This window comes from Actinacidiphila acidipaludis, assembly GCF_019890725.1.
GTDB classification, from domain to species: Bacteria; Actinomycetota; Actinomycetes; order Streptomycetales; family Streptomycetaceae; genus Actinacidiphila; species Actinacidiphila acidipaludis.
This window is the reverse complement of the sequence record NZ_JAINZZ010000001.1, coordinates 74,449-90,274: the sequence shown is the minus strand read 5'-3', so window position 1 is coordinate 90,274 and position 15,826 is coordinate 74,449. Positions and strand designations below refer to the sequence as shown.

Below are 15,826 nucleotides of genomic sequence, written 5' to 3'. Positions count from 1 at the left end.
GCCGGGCCCCAGGCGGGCCCCGGTTCGCCCGCGACCGACCGCTGAGCTCAGGGGCCGGGCTCGTCGCGGGGTTCGACGTAGGGCTCCTCGTCGAGAGACTGGCCGCGCTCGTGGGCCCGGGCGCGTTCGGACTCCGCGCTGTACTCCAGGCCCAGGAGCAGCGCGATGTTGGAGATCCACAGCCAGATCAGGAAGACGATGATTCCGGCGAACGTGCCGTACGTCTTGTTGTAGCTGCCGAAGTTCGCCACGTAGACGGCGAAGAGGGCCGAGGCGGCGATCCAGATGCCGATGCTGAGCAGGCTGCCGCGGGTGACCCAGGCGAAACTGTGCCGGACGTTCGGGGCGGCCCAGTGGAGCACGGCGACGACCATCGAGAACAGCAGGATCATCACCGGCCATTTGGCGTAGTTCCAGACGGTCACCGCGGTGTCGCCCAGGCCCAGGATGCTGCCGGTCTTGTGGGCGAGGCTGCCGGTGAAGACGATGCCCACCGCGATCGCGGCCATCGCGATGACGATGAAGACGGTGATCGCGAAGCGGATGGGCAGGGTCTTCCAGGCGGGACGCCCCTCGCCGATGTCGTAGACCGCGTTGCCGGCCCGCATGAAGGCCGCCACGTAGCCGGAGGCGGACCAGAGCGCGACCGCCACGCCGATGATCAGCGGGATCAGGGCCTTGTTCCCGCTCGTCTGCACCTGGGCGACGATGCTGGTCAGCGTGGAGCGGACGGCTCCGGGTGCCACGCTGATGATGTTGTTCGTCAGGGACGCGGCCGTCGACTTGCTCAGGAGACCCACGATCGACACCAGGGCCAGCAGCGCGGGGAAGATCGCCAGGATCGCGTAGTAGGTGAGTGCCGCCGCCAGGTCGGGCAGGTTGTCGGCCTTGTACTCCTTGAACGCGCGCTTCAGGATCTCGCGCGACGACCCGCTGGGCAGGTCGGACGGCTTCTCCGGAGCCCGGCGGCCCTCGTCGGCCCGGTGGGCGCCGCCCTCGCGGTGCTTCGGCTCGTCTTCTTCCATCGTGCGCCTCCTGAGTCCGCGGGTGCATCGGCTTCCGGGCCCGGCGACGAGCTAGGGGGGCTCCGCCCGGGACCCGGGAAGAGCCGATGTACGAGGACCGGACATTCCACTCATTCACCCATTATGGTGCGGCTCCAGGTCCCGCGGTCCGTCCGCGACGCCGCGGAAGCGCCCCGTTCCCCCGTCCGCGTGAACGGCGCGGGTGCGCGTGAGCGGCCCCGGGCGGACCGGGTCAGGCACGGCCGCGGGCCGTGGGGTGCGCCGGCCGTGGTGCGGTGGCAAGCGGCACCCCACGGCCCGCGAGGAGCCCGGGGGAGCGGGGCGGAAGTCGCGTCAGGTGGCGGTCAGCCGAACTGGCCGGGCTGGTAGTCACCGGCGGGCTGCCGGTTGATGATGTTGATGCGGTTGTAGGCGTTGATCACCGCGATGAGGGACATCAGCGCGACGAGCTGGTCCTCGTCGTAGTACTTGGTGGCGTTCGTCCACGCCTCGTCACTGACGCCCTCGGCGGCGTCGGCGACGCGGGTGCCCTGTTCGGCGAGCTCCAGGGCGGCGCGCTCGGCGTCGGTGAAGACCGTTGCCTCCCGCCAGGCCGCGACCAGGTTGAGGCGGATCGCCGTCTCTCCCGCGTGGGCCGCGTCCTTGGTGTGCATGTCGGTGCAGAAGCCGCAGCCGTTGATCTGGCTCGCGCGGATCTTGACCAGCTCCTGGGTCGCAGCCGGGAGCGAGGAGCTCCCCAGCGTCATGGCCGCCGAGTTGATGTGCCGGAGCACCTTGCCGGCCAGTGCGTTGCCGAAGTAGTCGAGACGCGGTTCCATCGTGAATCTCCTCGTCGTGTGGTGGTGACACATCACTGACCGGCGAGGAACGGATTTGTGACAGCCGGGGCGCCGTGACCCCCGTCTCGTCGCCGTACCGGATCCCCCGTGCGGGTCCGGTCGATCCGGCGAACTCTCCGCGCCTGTCACACCGTGGACCGCCTTCTTGTCATTCGTGGTGGCAGCGACGTTCCCCGATGCGCCCGCACCGCATCGAGGTGTGCGCGGCTCCCTGAAATCGTCGCGGAGGATTCCGTTGTGAAAGCTGTACTGACCCGCGAAAGCACCCGATCGCCCGCCCCGCGGCCGCCCCTCGAAGACCGTGACGAACGTTTCCAGGCGGCCACGGACCTGCTCGGCCAGATGTACTCGGCCGCGCTGCGTATGACACGCAACACGGCCGACGCGGAGGACCTGGTGCAGGACACCTTCGCGAAGGCGTATGTGTCCTTCCACCAGTTCGAGGAAGGCACGAATCTCAGGGCCTGGCTCTACCGGATCCTGACCACGACCTTCATCACCACCTACCGCAAGAGGCAGCGGGAACCGCAGTGTTCGGCCATGGACGCCGTCCAGGACCGGCAGTTGGCGCTCATGGCGTCCCACACGTCGGGCGGACTGGGCTCGGCGGAGTCGCAGGCGCTCGACCACCTGCCCGACCCCGCCGTCAAAGCCGCCCTCCAGGAACTCCCGGAGGAGTTCCGGATCGCCGTCTACCTGGCGGATGTCGAGGGTTTCACCTACCAGGAGATCGCCGACATCATGGGAACGCCCATCGGGACGGCCACCTCCCGGCTCCACCGCGGCCGACGCCGGCTGCGCCGGTCGCTCGAGGCCACGCACGCGGCCGGCGGACCGTCCCGGCGCACCTGAACGATCCGCGGCCGCGAGCGGGCGCACGGGCCGAGCCGCCGGCCGAGAGGAACCCCGCCGGCCGAGGGGAACCCCGCCGGACGGAGGGGACGTCCGTCGGACAGAGGGAATTGCGTCGGCCGGGCGGAAGCCCGTCAGAAGAGCGGCATGCCCGGGTCGATGCCGAAGCGCACCCGGCCGGCCGCTTCGAAGAAGCCGGCGGAGTGGTTGGCGTGCTGGAGGGCCACCATGCCGTCGCGGAAGAGCCGCTCGACGCGGTTGCCCCGGTAGAGGGACGACGAGCTGCCGAGCTCGTACATCGCCACCAGGACCTCCCGGCTGACCTGTGCGGCGTGACTCATCGCGGCCCGCAGGTCGGCGCGCAGGTCGAGGGTGACCGGCTCGCCGTTCTCCCCGGCGGCGTCCAGAGCCGCCGCCGCGGACAGCAGCAGGAGCCGCGCGGCCCGCAGAGCGGCCTGGGACCGGGCCACCACGGCCTGGGTGTGCGCGGACCGGGCGAGCGTGGCCCCGGTGAACGTCGCCTTGGACAGGGCGAGAGCGACGGTCTCGTCGACGGCCGCCTGGGCGACGCCGAGAACGACGGCGGTGCAGCCCGGGATGACCAGAGCGGGGATGAAGCCCTGGTAGAGAGGCCGCTCGATGCGGGCCGGCACGTCGATACGGGCGACGAGCTCCGCGGGCACCGGGGCGTTCTCGACGACGACGTCGTTGCTGCCCGAGCCGAGCAGGCCGCTGACGTTCCAGGTGTCCCTGATCGACACCTGGTCCCGGCCCACCACGAAGAGCCGCACGTCCGGGGTGCCGGCGTCGGTCAGGCGCGGACCGCCGTCCTGGGTGACGACACCGACCATCGCCAGCCAGTCGGCCCGGCGGGCGCCGCTGACGATCTTCCAGGTGCCGGACAGCCGAAAGCCGCCGTCGGCGGGGACGGCGGTACCGGGCATGCCCGAGTTCGCGAAGACCGGCTCGGGACCGTCGCCCCAGATCCGGGCGATACCGGCCTCGTCCAGCAAGGCGGCGAGGAAGCCCCAGTTGGCGTTCCACACCAGCCACGCCACGGACGCATCGATGCGGCCGAAGCCCTCGTACACCTTGAGCACGGTCGTCAACGGTGCCTCGAAGCCGCCGAGTTCGCGTGGGGTGAGCAGCCGGAAGGCACCCGCGTCGCGCAGTGCGCGGACCAGGTCCTCCGGCACGTCCCGGTCGGTCTCCATCCGCTCGGCGGCCGCCTCGATGGCCGCCGCCAGCTGCACGGGCAGGCCCAGCGGGCCGGACTCCGCCCCGGGCCGCGGGGGAGTGCCGGGCCCCGCGGCGGCCGGTGGCCCGGTCGGGGGCGGTGGCGTGGTGGTGTCGGGGTTCTCGAGGTCGTTCGCGCGGTCGACGCTCATGGTCTCCTTGCCCTGTGTGCGGGTCCGGCCGTGTTTCTTCCGCCTACCAAGACAAGGTGGCGCCGCCGGATGTGACAGCTTCGGCCGCACGGCGGGACAACGAGTGGGAAACACCGCATGTGTCCTGAAAACGTGGATCACACCGTTGGTGCCGCAATTGGTGCAGGCGGACGGACCGGGTCGTCACGGACCGCGTCGTCAGCGGGACAGGCCGTCAGCGGGACACGCTGTGAACGGACCGCGTCGCCGCGGAATGCGTGGTCGCGGCAAGTGCGTCAGCATGAGAGGGGGAGGGACGCGGAAAGCACCGCCGAATGGGCAGCGGAGAGCATCTTCGACCGGCCGCCGTCCGGGACCTCGTGGATCACATGCTGGCCCGGACGGTGGAAGCGCTGGGCGCCTACGCCGGCGCGCTGTTTCTCCTCGAACCCGGCGGTGAGGTGCTGACCCTCGACGTCAGCGCCGGGATGCCCTTCGACTTCGCCGGACCGCTGCGGCGCGTGCGGATGGGCGCCGAGGGCGGGCCCATCGCCGAGGCGCTGCACGAGCGGCGCCAGATCTGGATGGAGTCGGGGCAGGAGATCGCCCGGCGCTACCCCATGCTCGCCATGGTCCTGCCGCACCCCCGCGCGGTGGCCGTCACGCCGCTGGAGACCGGGTCCACCGCCTGGGGCGCGTTGCTGACACTGTTCCCCGAGACGACACCGGGACCCGACGCGCCCGCGCGCCACCTGCCCACCACCGCGGCGCAGTGCATCGCCTGGGTCATGCAGGGCGCCGCCGGCGCCGGTCACCCCCTGTACCCCGGGCCGCAGCCGCGTTTCGTCGCCCCGCCGTCCCGTGAGCGCGCGCTGCCGTCGCAGGCCCAGGCCGCCGTCGACTTCCTCGCCGCGGTCCCCGAGGGGTGCTGCCGGCTCAGTCCACGCGCGCGGATCACCTTCGTCGACCCCACCGCCGCGGCCCTGCTGGACGCGGACGTCCCCGACCTGCTGGGCGCACGGCTGTGGGAAGCGGTGCCGTGGCTGGCCGATCCCCAGCTCGAGTTCCGGCACCAGGCCGCGGTCATCAGCCGGCTGCCGTCCTCGTACACCGCCCTGGACCCCTTCGGCGAGCCGCTCCTGTTCACGTTCTACCCGGACCGCAGGGGGGTGAGCGTGCGGATCACCCCGAGGGCCGGCCGGCAGAACCTCGACCGGCCCGCGCTGCCCCGCGACGAGACGACGGGCGGCGGTGAGAGACTCGACGCGCTGCGCCACCGGATGCACCTGTCCGGCGCGCTCGCGGAGGCCAGATCCGTCCGCCAGGTCGTGGAGCTGGTCGCCGACCACCTGCTGCTGGCCCTGCAGGCGCAGACGTTCGGGCTCCTCGTCGCGGAGGAGGGCCGCGTCCGGCTCATCGGGCACCGCGGCGCCAGCCCGGCCATGGTCGAGCTCTTCGACGGTGCGCCGTTCGTCACGGACCTGCCCGCGGCGGCGTTGATCCCGCAGACCCCGGCGAGGGAACTCGCGCGGGGCGTACCGTCCTTCTTCGCCAACCGCGAGGAGATCCGGGCGGCGTATCCCGAAGGCGCGGCGGCGGCCGACGGCGTGGCCGCGTCGGCATGGCTGCCGCTGGTGGTGTCGGGACAGCTGGTCGGCCTGTGCATGGTCGGCTACACGGAGCCGCATCCCTTCACCCTGGAGGAGCGCGCGGTCTGCACCTCGCTGGGCACGCTCATCGCGCAGGCACTGGACCGGGCCCGGCAGTACGACGTCACCCACCAACTGGCCGAGGGACTGCAGGAGAGCCTGCTCCCGCGCGCCCTGAAGGCGGTCCCTGGGCTGGAGGCGACCGCCCGCTACCTGCCCGCCAGCCGCCGCATGGACGTCGGCGGCGACTTCTACGACGTCGTCCGGCTGTCGTCCGGTGAGGCCGCCGCGGTCATCGGCGACGTCGAGGGCCACAACGTCAGCGCCGCCGGCCTGATGGGGCAGGCCCGCACCGCCGTCCACGCCTACGCGGTGTCGGGCGCCCCACCGGACGACGTCCTCAGAGGCACCAACCGTCTGCTCATCGACCTCGACACCGAACTGCTCACCAGTTGCCTGTACGTCCACCTCGACCTGGTCCGGCACGTCGCCCGGGTGGCCAGCGCCGGCCACTGGCCGCCCCTGCTGCACCACCCCGGCCGGCCGGCGGAGATGGTCGACCTGCAGGCGGGCCCCCTGCTGGGCGTCGACGCCGACGCCGAATACCCGGTCACCGAGATCGGGCTGCGGCCCGGGAGCACGCTGGCCCTGTACACCGACGGGCTCATCGAGATGCCGGGCACCGACCAGGACACCACCATCGCCGGGCTCAACGACGTGCTCGCGGACGGCAACCGCCCCCTCGACGTCCTCGCCGACGCCCTGGTCACCCGCGCCCAGCCCACCGGCCACCGAGCAGACGACACGGCCCTGTTGCTGGTGAAGCTGTCGTCACCGGACGGTGCGCACCCGGACGGCTCGCACCCGAGCCCGCACGGTTCGCGGCCGGGCCTGGGCGGTTCGCACCCGGATCCGGGCGGTTCGGCCATCGGATAGCCGGTCGGCCGGGGGGAAGCGGCGGGCCCGCGGATCGTGCCACCCCCCGGCCTCAGATCCAGCCGCGTTTGGCGGCCTCGGCCCCGACCTGGAAGCGGGTGTCGATGCCGAGTCCGGCGGCGATCGCAGCGATCCTGCGGGTCACCGTGCGCGAACTCATGCCCAGTTGCCGGGCGATGGCCTGGTCCTTGTAGCCGGCCTGCAGCATCTTCAGCAGCAGGAGGTCCTCCGCGCTCGGACCGTCGGGTGCCGCCGGAGCCGTCGCGACGATGGACTGCGCCCGCTGCCAGTAGGTGTCGAACAGCTCCAGGAGCGCGTCGAGCAGGCCCGACCGGTGGACGATGGCGATCTTGTCGTAGCGCCCGGCGACCAGCGCGACCAGTGCGACACGGCGGTCCATGATGCGCAGCCGGAACGGCAGGGAGGGCAGGATGCGGGCCTGCTCGCCGACCTGCGCGAGGCGGGTGATCAGCGCGAAGCGGTCCGGCTGCGCCAGCGCCTCGGGCGTGTAGACCGACCGGATGTCGACGCCGCGGCCCAGCAGGTCCATCGTCAGCTCCTCCTCCAACTCGGCGGTGTAGACGCCCAGATAGGGGGGACGGTCCAGCACCCAGAAGTGCGTGCGGACCGACTGCATCAGCTCGGCGACCCGTTGCGTGATCTCCGCCTCGCCGGTGATCACCTCCACCAGTCCGGTCGGATCCTCCTGGAGGCGGCTGGCGCGGTACTCACCCGCCAGATCGTCGACCGTGTCCCATACGGCGGTGAACGACGCCTCGGCCTCGGCGCGCCGCATGGCGAGCAGCGCGCTCAGCGCCGTCTGCGGGCTGACCGGCCGGTACTGGCCGTGTCCCTCTCTCCGCAGCAGCCCCAGATCCGTCAACCGGGCGACCGCGCGCCTGATGCGGCCCGTGGTGGTGCCCAGGCTCTGGGCGATCTCCCCGGCCGGGCGGTCCGGCTTCGCCAGGTAGCCGCGGTAGACCTGTTCGTCGAACTCGCTGATGCCCAGGGTGCTCAGCACCGGCTGCCCTCCCGGTGACCGTCGCCGCCGGCGAGCGGTCGGGACGGTCGTGGCGCGATTCGCCAACTGGCGATGTACGACACGAGTGTGATCTAGACATTCCGCGTTCACAAGCTTTCACTCGTGAACGTTCACGTCGCCATGGCATGCGGCTCCGGGCAGCTACCGGCACCGATGGCCGGACGGGCGGCGCCACTTGGACGGCAGAGGACGACCGTGCTCTGCCCGACCGCAGAGCCGGGAGACACCTTGTGAAAGCCCACCGCAGACGCTGGAGAGTGCCGGTCACCGCTGGAGCTCTGGTCCTCGCGCTGGCCGGCCCTTACAGCGCCAGGGCACTGACCCCCTCGGCCATCCCCTCCGAGGCCGCCACCCCGTCCACGCAGTCCGGCGCCGACCGGGTGCCCGCCGGCGACCACTCCGTCACACTGATCACCGGCGACATCGTCACCACCCACCAGGTCCCCGGTACCGACGGCATGTCCGGCGGGACGGTCAGCGTCCGCGGCGCGGACGGGCGCCCGGTGGAGAGCCACATCCTGACGTCGGGCGACGACCTCTACGTGTACCCCGAGTCGGTCCTGCCCTTCGTCGCCCAGGGCACCCTGGACCGGCGGCTGTTCGACATCACCACCATGATCGCGGACGGGTACGACGACGCCCACCGCGCCGGGCTGCCGCTGATCGTCTCCTACACGCACGCGGCCGCAGCGCACCGGGCGGCCGCCGCGCCCGAGGGGGCGACCCGGGTCCGCACGCTGGACGACATCAACGGCGCGGCCCTCACCACGGACCGCTCGCACGCCGCCGACTTCTGGAAGTCCGTGGCCGGGACGGCGGCGACGGGCACGGCGACGACCGCCGGAGCGCGCAAGCAGGCCGCGGCACCGTCCTTCGGCGGCGGCATCTCGCACATCTGGCTGGACGGTCTGGTCCACGCGGACCTCGCCGACAGCACCAAGCAGATCGGCGCCCCGCAGGTCTGGGCGGGCGGCGACACCGGGCAGGGCGTGAACGTGGCCGTCCTCGACACCGGCGTCGACGCCGGGCACCCGGACCTCGCGGACAGCATCGCGGACCGGCAGAGCTTCGTCCCGGACGAGAACACCGACGACTACGTCGGGCACGGCACCCACGTCGCGTCCATCATCGCCGGTACCGGTGCCGCATCCGGCGGCGCGGAGAAGGGCGTCGCCCCCGGCGCCCGCCTCGACATCGGCAAGGTGCTGGGCAACGACGGTTCCGGGCAGACCTCGTGGGTGCTGGCCGGTATGCAGTGGGCCGCGGTCGACCAGCACGCCAAGATCATCAACATGAGCCTCGGCGACGGCGTGGCCTCCGACGGCAGCGACCCGCTCAGCCAGGCGGTCGACCAGCTCAGCGCCCAGACCGGCGCCCTCTTCGTCGTCGCGGCCGGCAACTCCGGCGCCCCCGGCACCATCGGCTCGCCGGGAGCGGCGACCGACGCGCTGACCGTCGGCGCCGTCGACTCCACCGACTCCGTGGCCGACTTCTCCAGCCAGGGCCCCCGGGTCGACGGCGCGCTGAAGCCGGAGATCACCGCCCCCGGCGTCGACATCCTCGCGGCCAACTCGCAGTTCGACGGCAACGGCGAGGGCGCCTACCAGACCATGAGCGGCACCTCCATGGCCACGCCCCATGTGACGGGCGCCGCCGCGCTGCTGGCCGCCGCCCATCCGGACCTCACCGGAAGCCAGCTCAAGGACCTGCTGGCCAGCACCTCGCTGCAGATCCCGCAGTACGACGCCTTCCAGGCCGGCAGCGGACGGCTCGACGTCGCGGCAGCGGCGCACGCGGGGGTCTTCGCCACGGCGACCGCCTTCGCCGGGCAGGTGCCCGACGCGCCGGCCGGCGGCGTGCAGCGCCCGGTGACCTACACCAACACCACGGACGCGCCGGTCACCCTGACCCTGTCCGTCGACGCGGCGCACGCCCCCGCCGGCGTGTTCCGGCTGTCCGCCCAGCAGGTCGTCGTGCCCGCGCACGGCACCGCCGGGGTCACCGTGACGATCGACGGCTCCGGCATCACCGCCGACGGCAGCTACACCGGCCAGGTGCTGGCCAAGGACAGCGCCGGAAACGTCGCGGCGCACACCGCCGTCTCCCTCGGGTACGTCGAGCACAAGCTGACCATGACGTTCAAGGACGCCCAGGGCCTGCCCATGTCCGGTGTCGTCGAACTGCTCAGGTCCGGCGACGACAGCCCGCAGTTCGTGGTGATCGACGACTCGGGCACGGGCCAGATGTACCTGCCCAAGGACGTGTACTCGGTGCTGTCCTTCAAGCAGATCCAGGGAGTTCACGGCCCCCACTCCATGGGGATGGCCCTGCTCGGCGACCCCGACGTCAACCTGGACCGCGACACCACCGTCACCCTCGACGTCTCCAAGGTCGCGCGGATCGACGAGACGACCCCGCAGCGCAGCGAGGAGACCTACCAGCGGCTGGACTACACCCGCCTGATGGGAGGCCAGAACTGGCGGGACTACATGGAGACCCAGACCAACTACGACAGCCTCTGGGCCCAGCCGACCAGCCACAAGGTCACCCACGGCGACTTCTACCTGGCCGCCCGCTGGCGCAAGGAGCAGCCCGCGCTGGCCGTCTCCACCCGGACGACCGACTTCACCGACGTCCTGCGCCAGGACGGCATCACGCCGCTCCCCGCGGGCCGGAGCAAGCTCCCGCTGGTCTTCGCCGGTGAGGGCGCGACCACCGACTACGCCCACCTCGACGCCCGCGGCAAGGCCGTCGTGGTCCGCCGCAACGGCGACGTCAACGACTTCGCCCAGGCGGCGAACGCGATCGCCGCGGGCGCGAAGCTCATGCTGGTCGTGAACAACACCGACGGCCGCGGGTTCCGCCTCTACAACAAGCCCTTCGGCGGGTCGCCGGTCGCGCTCGACGTGGGCCTGCTCAGCACCGACGAGGGCGAGAAGCTGGTCCGGCAGGCCCAGACCCGTGGCGCCTCGGTCACCGTCGACTCCCAGCCCGTCAGTCCGTACGTCTACGACCTCGACCTGACCTGGCACAACGAGATCCCGGGCCACATGGTGGTACAGGGCGGCCCGAAGAACCTCGCCCGGGTCGACGAGACCTTCGACAGCCCGGCTCCGGAGACCTCCGGCGGCGAGTTCCGCTTCGACTGGCCCCGGTACAACAACTGGGCCATCGGCGAGATGATGCCGGAGCCGGTCCGGGGGAAGCGCACCGACTGGGTCTCCACCGGCCCGTACAACGGCTGGAGCCAGAGCGCCTACGCGGACGGCATGGTCTTCGAGGCCGGGGCCAAGACCTCCTACCGGCCGGGCAGCACGCAGTCCGAGGAATGGTTCAAGCCGATCGAGCGCCCCTACCTCAACGACGACTACAGCCTGCCGACGCGCACCGGCGACCACCTGTACATCGACGCCCCCGCCTGGGGCAGCCACGACCACGTCGGCATGAGCCAGATGGAAGACGGCACCGGCCAGCAGCAGACGCTGTACCAGGGCACCACCCAGCTGGGCACGGGGAACTTCACCAATGTCTCGGGCGACGCCCCCGGCTCCGGCAGACTGCCGTACCGGTTGCTCGTCACCGGTCAGCGTGACCTGCCCTTCACCCCGTACTCCTCCAGCACACGCACCGAGTGGGACTTCAGCTCGGCGGCGACGCCGGACGGCTCGGCGGCGGTGCTGCCGCTGGTGCAGCTCGACTACGAGATCGCCACCGACACCGCGGGGCGTGCCGGGCGGCACGACAGCCTGACCGTCACCGCCGCCCAGCTCCCGGGCGCCGTCGGGGCCGGCCGGATCGGCGCGGTCACCCTGGAGGTGTCCTACGACGACGGCACGACCTGGCGCAAGGCCACCGCCGACCACGACGGCGGCTACCGCCTGGACGCGCCGCACGCGGCGTCCTACGTGTCGCTGAGGGCGAGCGCCGTGGACTCGGCGGGCAACGCCGTGCACCAGACCGTGATCCGGGCGTTCGGCCTGCGCTGACGCCCGGCGGGGAGATCCCGCGCGCATGAGGAAGGGCGGCCGGTCCGTCCGTGGTCGCCGGACCACGGACGGACCGGCCGGTCGCTGTCACAACCAGGACCGCCGTTCTGTCTGTCTGCTGAGATCCCAGTCGAGGAACAGAGGACACCGTGCGTGAGATCCTGATCGTCGGTGGCGGCTACGCGGGCTTCTACACCGCGTGGCGCCTTGAGAAGAAGCTGCGCCGCGGCGAAGCGCGCGTCACCATCGTGGACCCGCGCCCCTACATGACGTACCAGCCGTTTCTGCCCGAGGTCCTGGCCGGATCGATCGAAGCACGCCACGCGGCCGTGTCGCTGCGACGGCATCTGCACCGCACGCGGCTGATCGCGGGAAGCGTCACGGAGATCCGGAACAGCACCCGGACCGTCACCGTCCGGCAGGAGGGCCGGCCGGACCACGACCTGCGCTACGACGTCCTCGTGGTGACCGCCGGCGCCATCACCCGCACGTTCCCCATACCGGGCATCAGCGAGGAGGCTTTCGGGCTCAAGCACGTCGAGGAGGCCGTCGCCATCCGCGACCGCCTGCTCACCTCGTTCGACCGGGCCGCGGGCCTGCCGGCAGGACCGGAACGCCGGAAGCTGCTCACGGTCACCTTCGTCGGCGGCGGATTCTCCGGAGTGGAGGGCTTCGGCGAACTGATGTCGCTGGCACACGCCCTGCTGAAGCACTATCCGGAGATCACCGCGCGGGAACTGGAATTCCATCTGGTGGAGGCGCGGGACCGGATCCTGCCCGAGGTCACCGACAAACCCGGCCGGTGGGTCGTGGAGTCCCTGGAGAAGCGCGGCGGGCAGGTGCACCTGAACTCCCAGCTCGTCTCCGCCGAGGACGGCCATGTCGTGCTCTCCGACGGAAAGGAATTCGACTCCGGACTGCTGGTCTGGGCCGCCGGCAACGCGTCGAACCCCATCGTGCACAACCACACCGACCTCCCGGTCAACGACCGCGGCCTCGTGGTGGTGCGGCCCGACCTGCGCGTCGGCACGGAGTCGGAGGTCGTGCCCGACGTCTGGGCGGCGGGCGACGACGCCGCCGTTCCCGACCTGGCGGCCGGACGGCCGGGGGCCTACACGGTCCCCAACGCCCAGCACGCCGTCCGCCAGGGCAAACGCCTCGCGAAGAACATCGTCGCGAGCCTGCGCGGCCGCAAGACCAGGAACTACGTCCACCACAGCCTGGGAGTGGTGGCCACCCTCGGCATCGGCCGCGGCATCTTCCAGTACCACGGCATCGTCATCAAGGGCCTGCCCGCGTGGCTCATGCACCGCGGGTACCACGTGCTCGCCATTCCGACCTGGGAACGCAAGGTCCGTGTCCTGGCGGTCTGGCTCACCGCCGGCCTCTACGGGCGCGACATCGTGTCGCTGGCGTCGGTGCAGCACCCCCGGGAGGCGTTTCTCTCCCGGGGCAACCCGCGCGAGAGCGGCGAGCCGGCCGAAGTGCGTCAGTAGCCCGCACCGTGACCCCTCCGTGGCGTGTCACCTCCGGCCGCGGGGGCCGCGGCCGCTCAGGAGATGTTGGCGCGGTACAGGCCGCGTCCGGTGCGCCGCAGGCGTGAGGCGCCGACGAGACGGTCCAGGGTGCTCCGGACGGCGTTGATGGTGCCGCTGTCGGTGTCCCGGCCGAGAGCGGCGGCGACGTCGCGGGCGCGCAGGTCCACGTCGCCGGCACCGGCGAAGTACCGCATGACCTGCTCGGTGAGCCGGCCGTACGTCCGGTGCGTGTCGGCTTCGCCTCCGGCGGGGGTCGGCGGGACGGCCGGCTCACCGACCGGCTGCCGCTCCGGCCGGGCGCGGCTCGGCCGTGGCGGGGAGCGGCGCCCGCGGTCGGGTTCGGCGAGCGGCGCGCGCGGAGTGACCAACAGGCCACGCAGCGCGTCGAGGGTCTGCCGCACCGAACCCAGGTGCGCCGCGACCGCGGCCAGTTCCCGCTCCAGCGCCTGCTTCTGGATCTCCAGGCGGATCAGTTCCTCCTGGAGGTTCCCCGCGGCGGACTGGATGTCCTGCGCGGTGCGGGTCGCCGGGCTTGTGGGCTCGCTCATCCTCGACCTCTCCGGCTGTTCAGGACGCGGCAAATCGCGACAGCTTCTCCGGGTTCATGATCCACATGGCCCGGTCGATACCGTGCTCCGAGGCCTCGATGGACAGCAGGACGACGGGCTTGCCGTCCGCGGAGACGAGGGCGGCCGGCAGGCCGTTGACCTCGATCCACTCCGTCGTCGTCCCCGGCCAGAAGTGCGGGGCGAAGGCGGCGAGGAACTTGGAGATCCGCACGCTGCCGAAGATCGGCACCTTCGAGGCACTGCGCACCCCGCCGCCGTCGGTGTAGCTGACCGCGTCCTCGGCGAGTACGTCCTCGAGAACCGGGAGGTTGCCCGTCTTGGCGGCTTCGAGGAAGACCTCCAGCAGCCGTCGGTGGGCCTCCGGGCTGGCCGGCTCCCGGTGCTCGGCGGCCAGGTGCTTGCGGGCGCGGCTGACCAGCTGACGTGCGTTGGCCTCGCTGGAGTCGAGGATGTCGGCGATCCGCCGGTACGGATAGTCGAACGCCTCCCGCAGGACGTACGCGGCACGTTCCACGGGGTTGAGCTTCTCCAGGAGGAACAGCACCGCCATCTCCAGGGCCTCCGCGCGCTCGGCGCCGAGCTGTGGGTCCACGCTGGTGTCGACGGGCTCCGGCAGCCACGGGCCGATGTACGTCTCCCGGCGCACGCGGGCCGACTGAGCGGTGTTGATGGCGAGCCGTGTCGTCACCGTGGCGAGGAAGGCCGCGGGCTCACGGATTCCGGCACGGTCGGTGTTCTGCCATCGCAGCCATGCGTCCTGGACGATGTCCTCGGCCTCCGCGACGCTGCCAAGGATCCGGTAGGCGATCCCGAACAGCTGCGGCCGCGCCGCGGAGAAGTCGTCCGTCGCCTGCTCGAGGGAAGCAGTGTCGTCGTCGGCATGCATGGTCGTTCCTTCCGGCTTCCACCATGCTACAAGCCGTGTCAGCAGGGTGCGCGTGCCACCGTATGGGGGACGTGTGACGAGACAGTGTGCGGGGGTCGGTGCGTGCCGGCGGGTGCCTGTGGGCGCCTGTGACCGGCGCGGGAAGCGCGGAAGACGGGTGCGTGGTGAAGCGCACTCGTCACACCTAAGGCGTTTTCGATTTGCGACTGTCACACATCCAGGGCCTTTCCTGTCTGTCGTTGTGAATCGTAGGCAAGGGAGAAAGGACGGCATGGTGCCGAGTCCGAGAAGTGAAGAATTCCGGTGCCTCAGCGACTTTCGCACCATCCTGTTCCGGTGAGGGTCGCGACGATGCCGACGGCCGTGCGAGAACCGGCCGGACATCTCCTGCTCGACGACAGACTCTCGCTCGAGCGGGGACTGCTGCCGGCGCCCGTCCTGGGACGGGACGGCTTCCGGGCCGCCGCGCACTACGAACCGGGCCGCGCGCAGGCCCTGTTGAGCGGTGACTTCTACGACGTGGTGCAGAGCGAGGACTCGACCGTGCACGCGATCATCGGTGACGTCTCCGGCCACGGTCCCGCGGAGGCCGCGCTGGCGGTCCACCTGCGTCTCGCCTGGCGCACCGCGGTGCTCTGCGGCCGCACCCAGCTGCAGCAGATGGGCATGCTCGAGAGAATCCTGGTCCAGGAGAGGACGAGCGACGAGACCTTCGCCACCGTGGTCTCACTGCGGTTTCCGCCGGGAGGGCATTCGGTGACCGCGGTGAACGCCGGTCACCCCGGCATCATTCTGCGCAGGTCGCGTGAGGTCCGCTGGGTCGAGCCGCAGACCGGCATCGCGCTCGGTTTCTTCCCCGGACACGAGGACTGGGTGGAGACGCGTATCGAACTCTCGCCGCGGGACGGTGTGGTGCTCCTCACCGACGGCGTCTTCGAGGGCCGGACCGGCCGCGCCACGCGGCTCGGCGAGGAAGGGCTCCTCCGGCTGGCGGCCCGCCGCTCGCACCTGCCCGCGCAGGAGTTCATCGACGCCCTGGTCGGGGACGCCGCCGCCATGGCCGCGCCCTTCGGCGGACTGAGCGACGACGTGGCCGTGCTGCAACTCGGCTGGAACGTCCCGGGCTGACGGGCGGAA

General features: G+C 71.6%; 10 protein-coding genes and 1 pseudogene. 5 read left to right on the top strand and 6 right to left on the bottom strand.

The genetic code is table 11. From position 1 onward, the window contains the following. Nucleotides 1–47: 47 nt before the first annotated feature. Together K7862_RS00405 and K7862_RS00400 are read right to left on the bottom strand one after the other, a co-directional pair. Nucleotides 48–1,025 carry a YihY/virulence factor BrkB family protein gene (locus K7862_RS00405; protein ID WP_222959388.1) on the bottom strand — a complete coding sequence of 326 codons (978 nt, stop codon included), beginning with the start codon at nucleotides 1,023–1,025 and terminating at the stop codon, nucleotides 48–50. A 344-nt stretch (nucleotides 1,026–1,369) separates the two neighbouring features. After that, nucleotides 1,370–1,843 carry a carboxymuconolactone decarboxylase family protein gene (locus K7862_RS00400; protein WP_222959387.1) on the bottom strand — a complete coding sequence of 158 codons (474 nt, stop codon included), beginning with the start codon at nucleotides 1,841–1,843 and terminating at the stop codon, nucleotides 1,370–1,372. Nucleotides 1,844–2,101: 258 nt separating this feature from the next. Here K7862_RS00400 and K7862_RS00395 point away from each other — a divergent pair. After that, nucleotides 2,102–2,742 (top strand): annotated as a pseudogene (locus K7862_RS00395) (sigma-70 family RNA polymerase sigma factor); the annotation flags it as partial. A 108-nt stretch (nucleotides 2,743–2,850) separates the two neighbouring features. Here K7862_RS00395 and K7862_RS00390 read toward each other — a convergent pair. After that, nucleotides 2,851–4,104, bottom strand: a complete 1,254-nt coding sequence (locus K7862_RS00390) for an acyl-CoA dehydrogenase family protein (protein WP_222959386.1) — start codon at nucleotides 4,102–4,104, stop codon at nucleotides 2,851–2,853. Nucleotides 4,105–4,472: 368 nt separating this feature from the next. Here K7862_RS00390 and K7862_RS00385 point away from each other — a divergent pair, with 368 nt between their 5' ends. After that, nucleotides 4,473–6,668 (top strand): SpoIIE family protein phosphatase, encoded by a 2,196-nt coding sequence (locus K7862_RS00385; protein ID WP_222959385.1) that lies wholly within the window; start codon nucleotides 4,473–4,475, stop codon nucleotides 6,666–6,668. Nucleotides 6,669–6,720: 52 nt separating this feature from the next. Here the strand turns inward: K7862_RS00385 and K7862_RS00380 are convergent, their stop codons facing one another. Next, on the bottom strand, nucleotides 6,721–7,689 hold the full coding sequence (locus tag K7862_RS00380; protein WP_222959384.1) for a transcriptional regulator: 969 nt from the start codon (nucleotides 7,687–7,689) through the stop codon (nucleotides 6,721–6,723). Between the two features lie 278 nt (nucleotides 7,690–7,967). Here K7862_RS00380 and K7862_RS00375 point away from each other — a divergent pair, with 278 nt between their 5' ends. Beyond that, a complete protein-coding gene (locus tag K7862_RS00375; RefSeq protein ID WP_308011763.1) occupies nucleotides 7,968–11,696 on the top strand; it encodes a S8 family peptidase in 3,729 nt (1,242 codons plus the stop codon). A 149-nt stretch (nucleotides 11,697–11,845) separates the two neighbouring features. Beyond that, nucleotides 11,846–13,192 carry an NAD(P)/FAD-dependent oxidoreductase gene (locus K7862_RS00370; protein WP_222959382.1) on the top strand — a complete coding sequence of 449 codons (1,347 nt, stop codon included), beginning with the start codon at nucleotides 11,846–11,848 and terminating at the stop codon, nucleotides 13,190–13,192. A 56-nt stretch (nucleotides 13,193–13,248) separates the two neighbouring features. On the opposite strand, the gene K7862_RS00365 is transcribed toward K7862_RS00370, so the two are convergent. After that, nucleotides 13,249–13,782 carry a hypothetical protein gene (locus K7862_RS00365; RefSeq protein ID WP_222959381.1) on the bottom strand — a complete coding sequence of 178 codons (534 nt, stop codon included), beginning with the start codon at nucleotides 13,780–13,782 and terminating at the stop codon, nucleotides 13,249–13,251. Nucleotides 13,783–13,801: 19 nt separating this feature from the next. Further along, entirely contained in the window at nucleotides 13,802–14,689 is an 888-nt protein-coding gene (locus K7862_RS00360) for an RNA polymerase sigma-70 factor (RefSeq protein ID WP_222959380.1), read from the bottom strand. A 336-nt stretch (nucleotides 14,690–15,025) separates the two neighbouring features. Here K7862_RS00360 and K7862_RS00355 point away from each other — a divergent pair, with 336 nt between their 5' ends. Next, nucleotides 15,026–15,817, top strand: a complete 792-nt coding sequence (locus K7862_RS00355; protein ID WP_372461468.1) for a PP2C family protein-serine/threonine phosphatase — start codon at nucleotides 15,026–15,028, stop codon at nucleotides 15,815–15,817. Nucleotides 15,818–15,826 lie beyond the last annotated feature (9 nt).

What these genes read in the sequence shown, in the direction of transcription:
- K7862_RS00365 (WP_222959381.1), bottom strand. Translation starts at nt 13,782, where the DNA reads ATGAGCGAGCCCACAAGCCCGGCGACCCGCACCGCGCAGGACATCCAG.
- K7862_RS00400 (WP_222959387.1), bottom strand. Translation starts at nt 1,843, where the DNA reads ATGGAACCGCGTCTCGACTACTTCGGCAACGCACTGGCCGGCAAGGTG.
- K7862_RS00360 (WP_222959380.1), bottom strand. Translation starts at nt 14,689, where the DNA reads ATGCATGCCGACGACGACACTGCTTCCCTCGAGCAGGCGACGGACGAC.
- K7862_RS00385 (WP_222959385.1), top strand. Translation starts at nt 4,473, where the DNA reads ATGCTGGCCCGGACGGTGGAAGCGCTGGGCGCCTACGCCGGCGCGCTG.
- K7862_RS00390 (WP_222959386.1), bottom strand. Translation starts at nt 4,104, where the DNA reads ATGAGCGTCGACCGCGCGAACGACCTCGAGAACCCCGACACCACCACG.
- K7862_RS00405 (WP_222959388.1), bottom strand. Translation starts at nt 1,025, where the DNA reads ATGGAAGAAGACGAGCCGAAGCACCGCGAGGGCGGCGCCCACCGGGCC.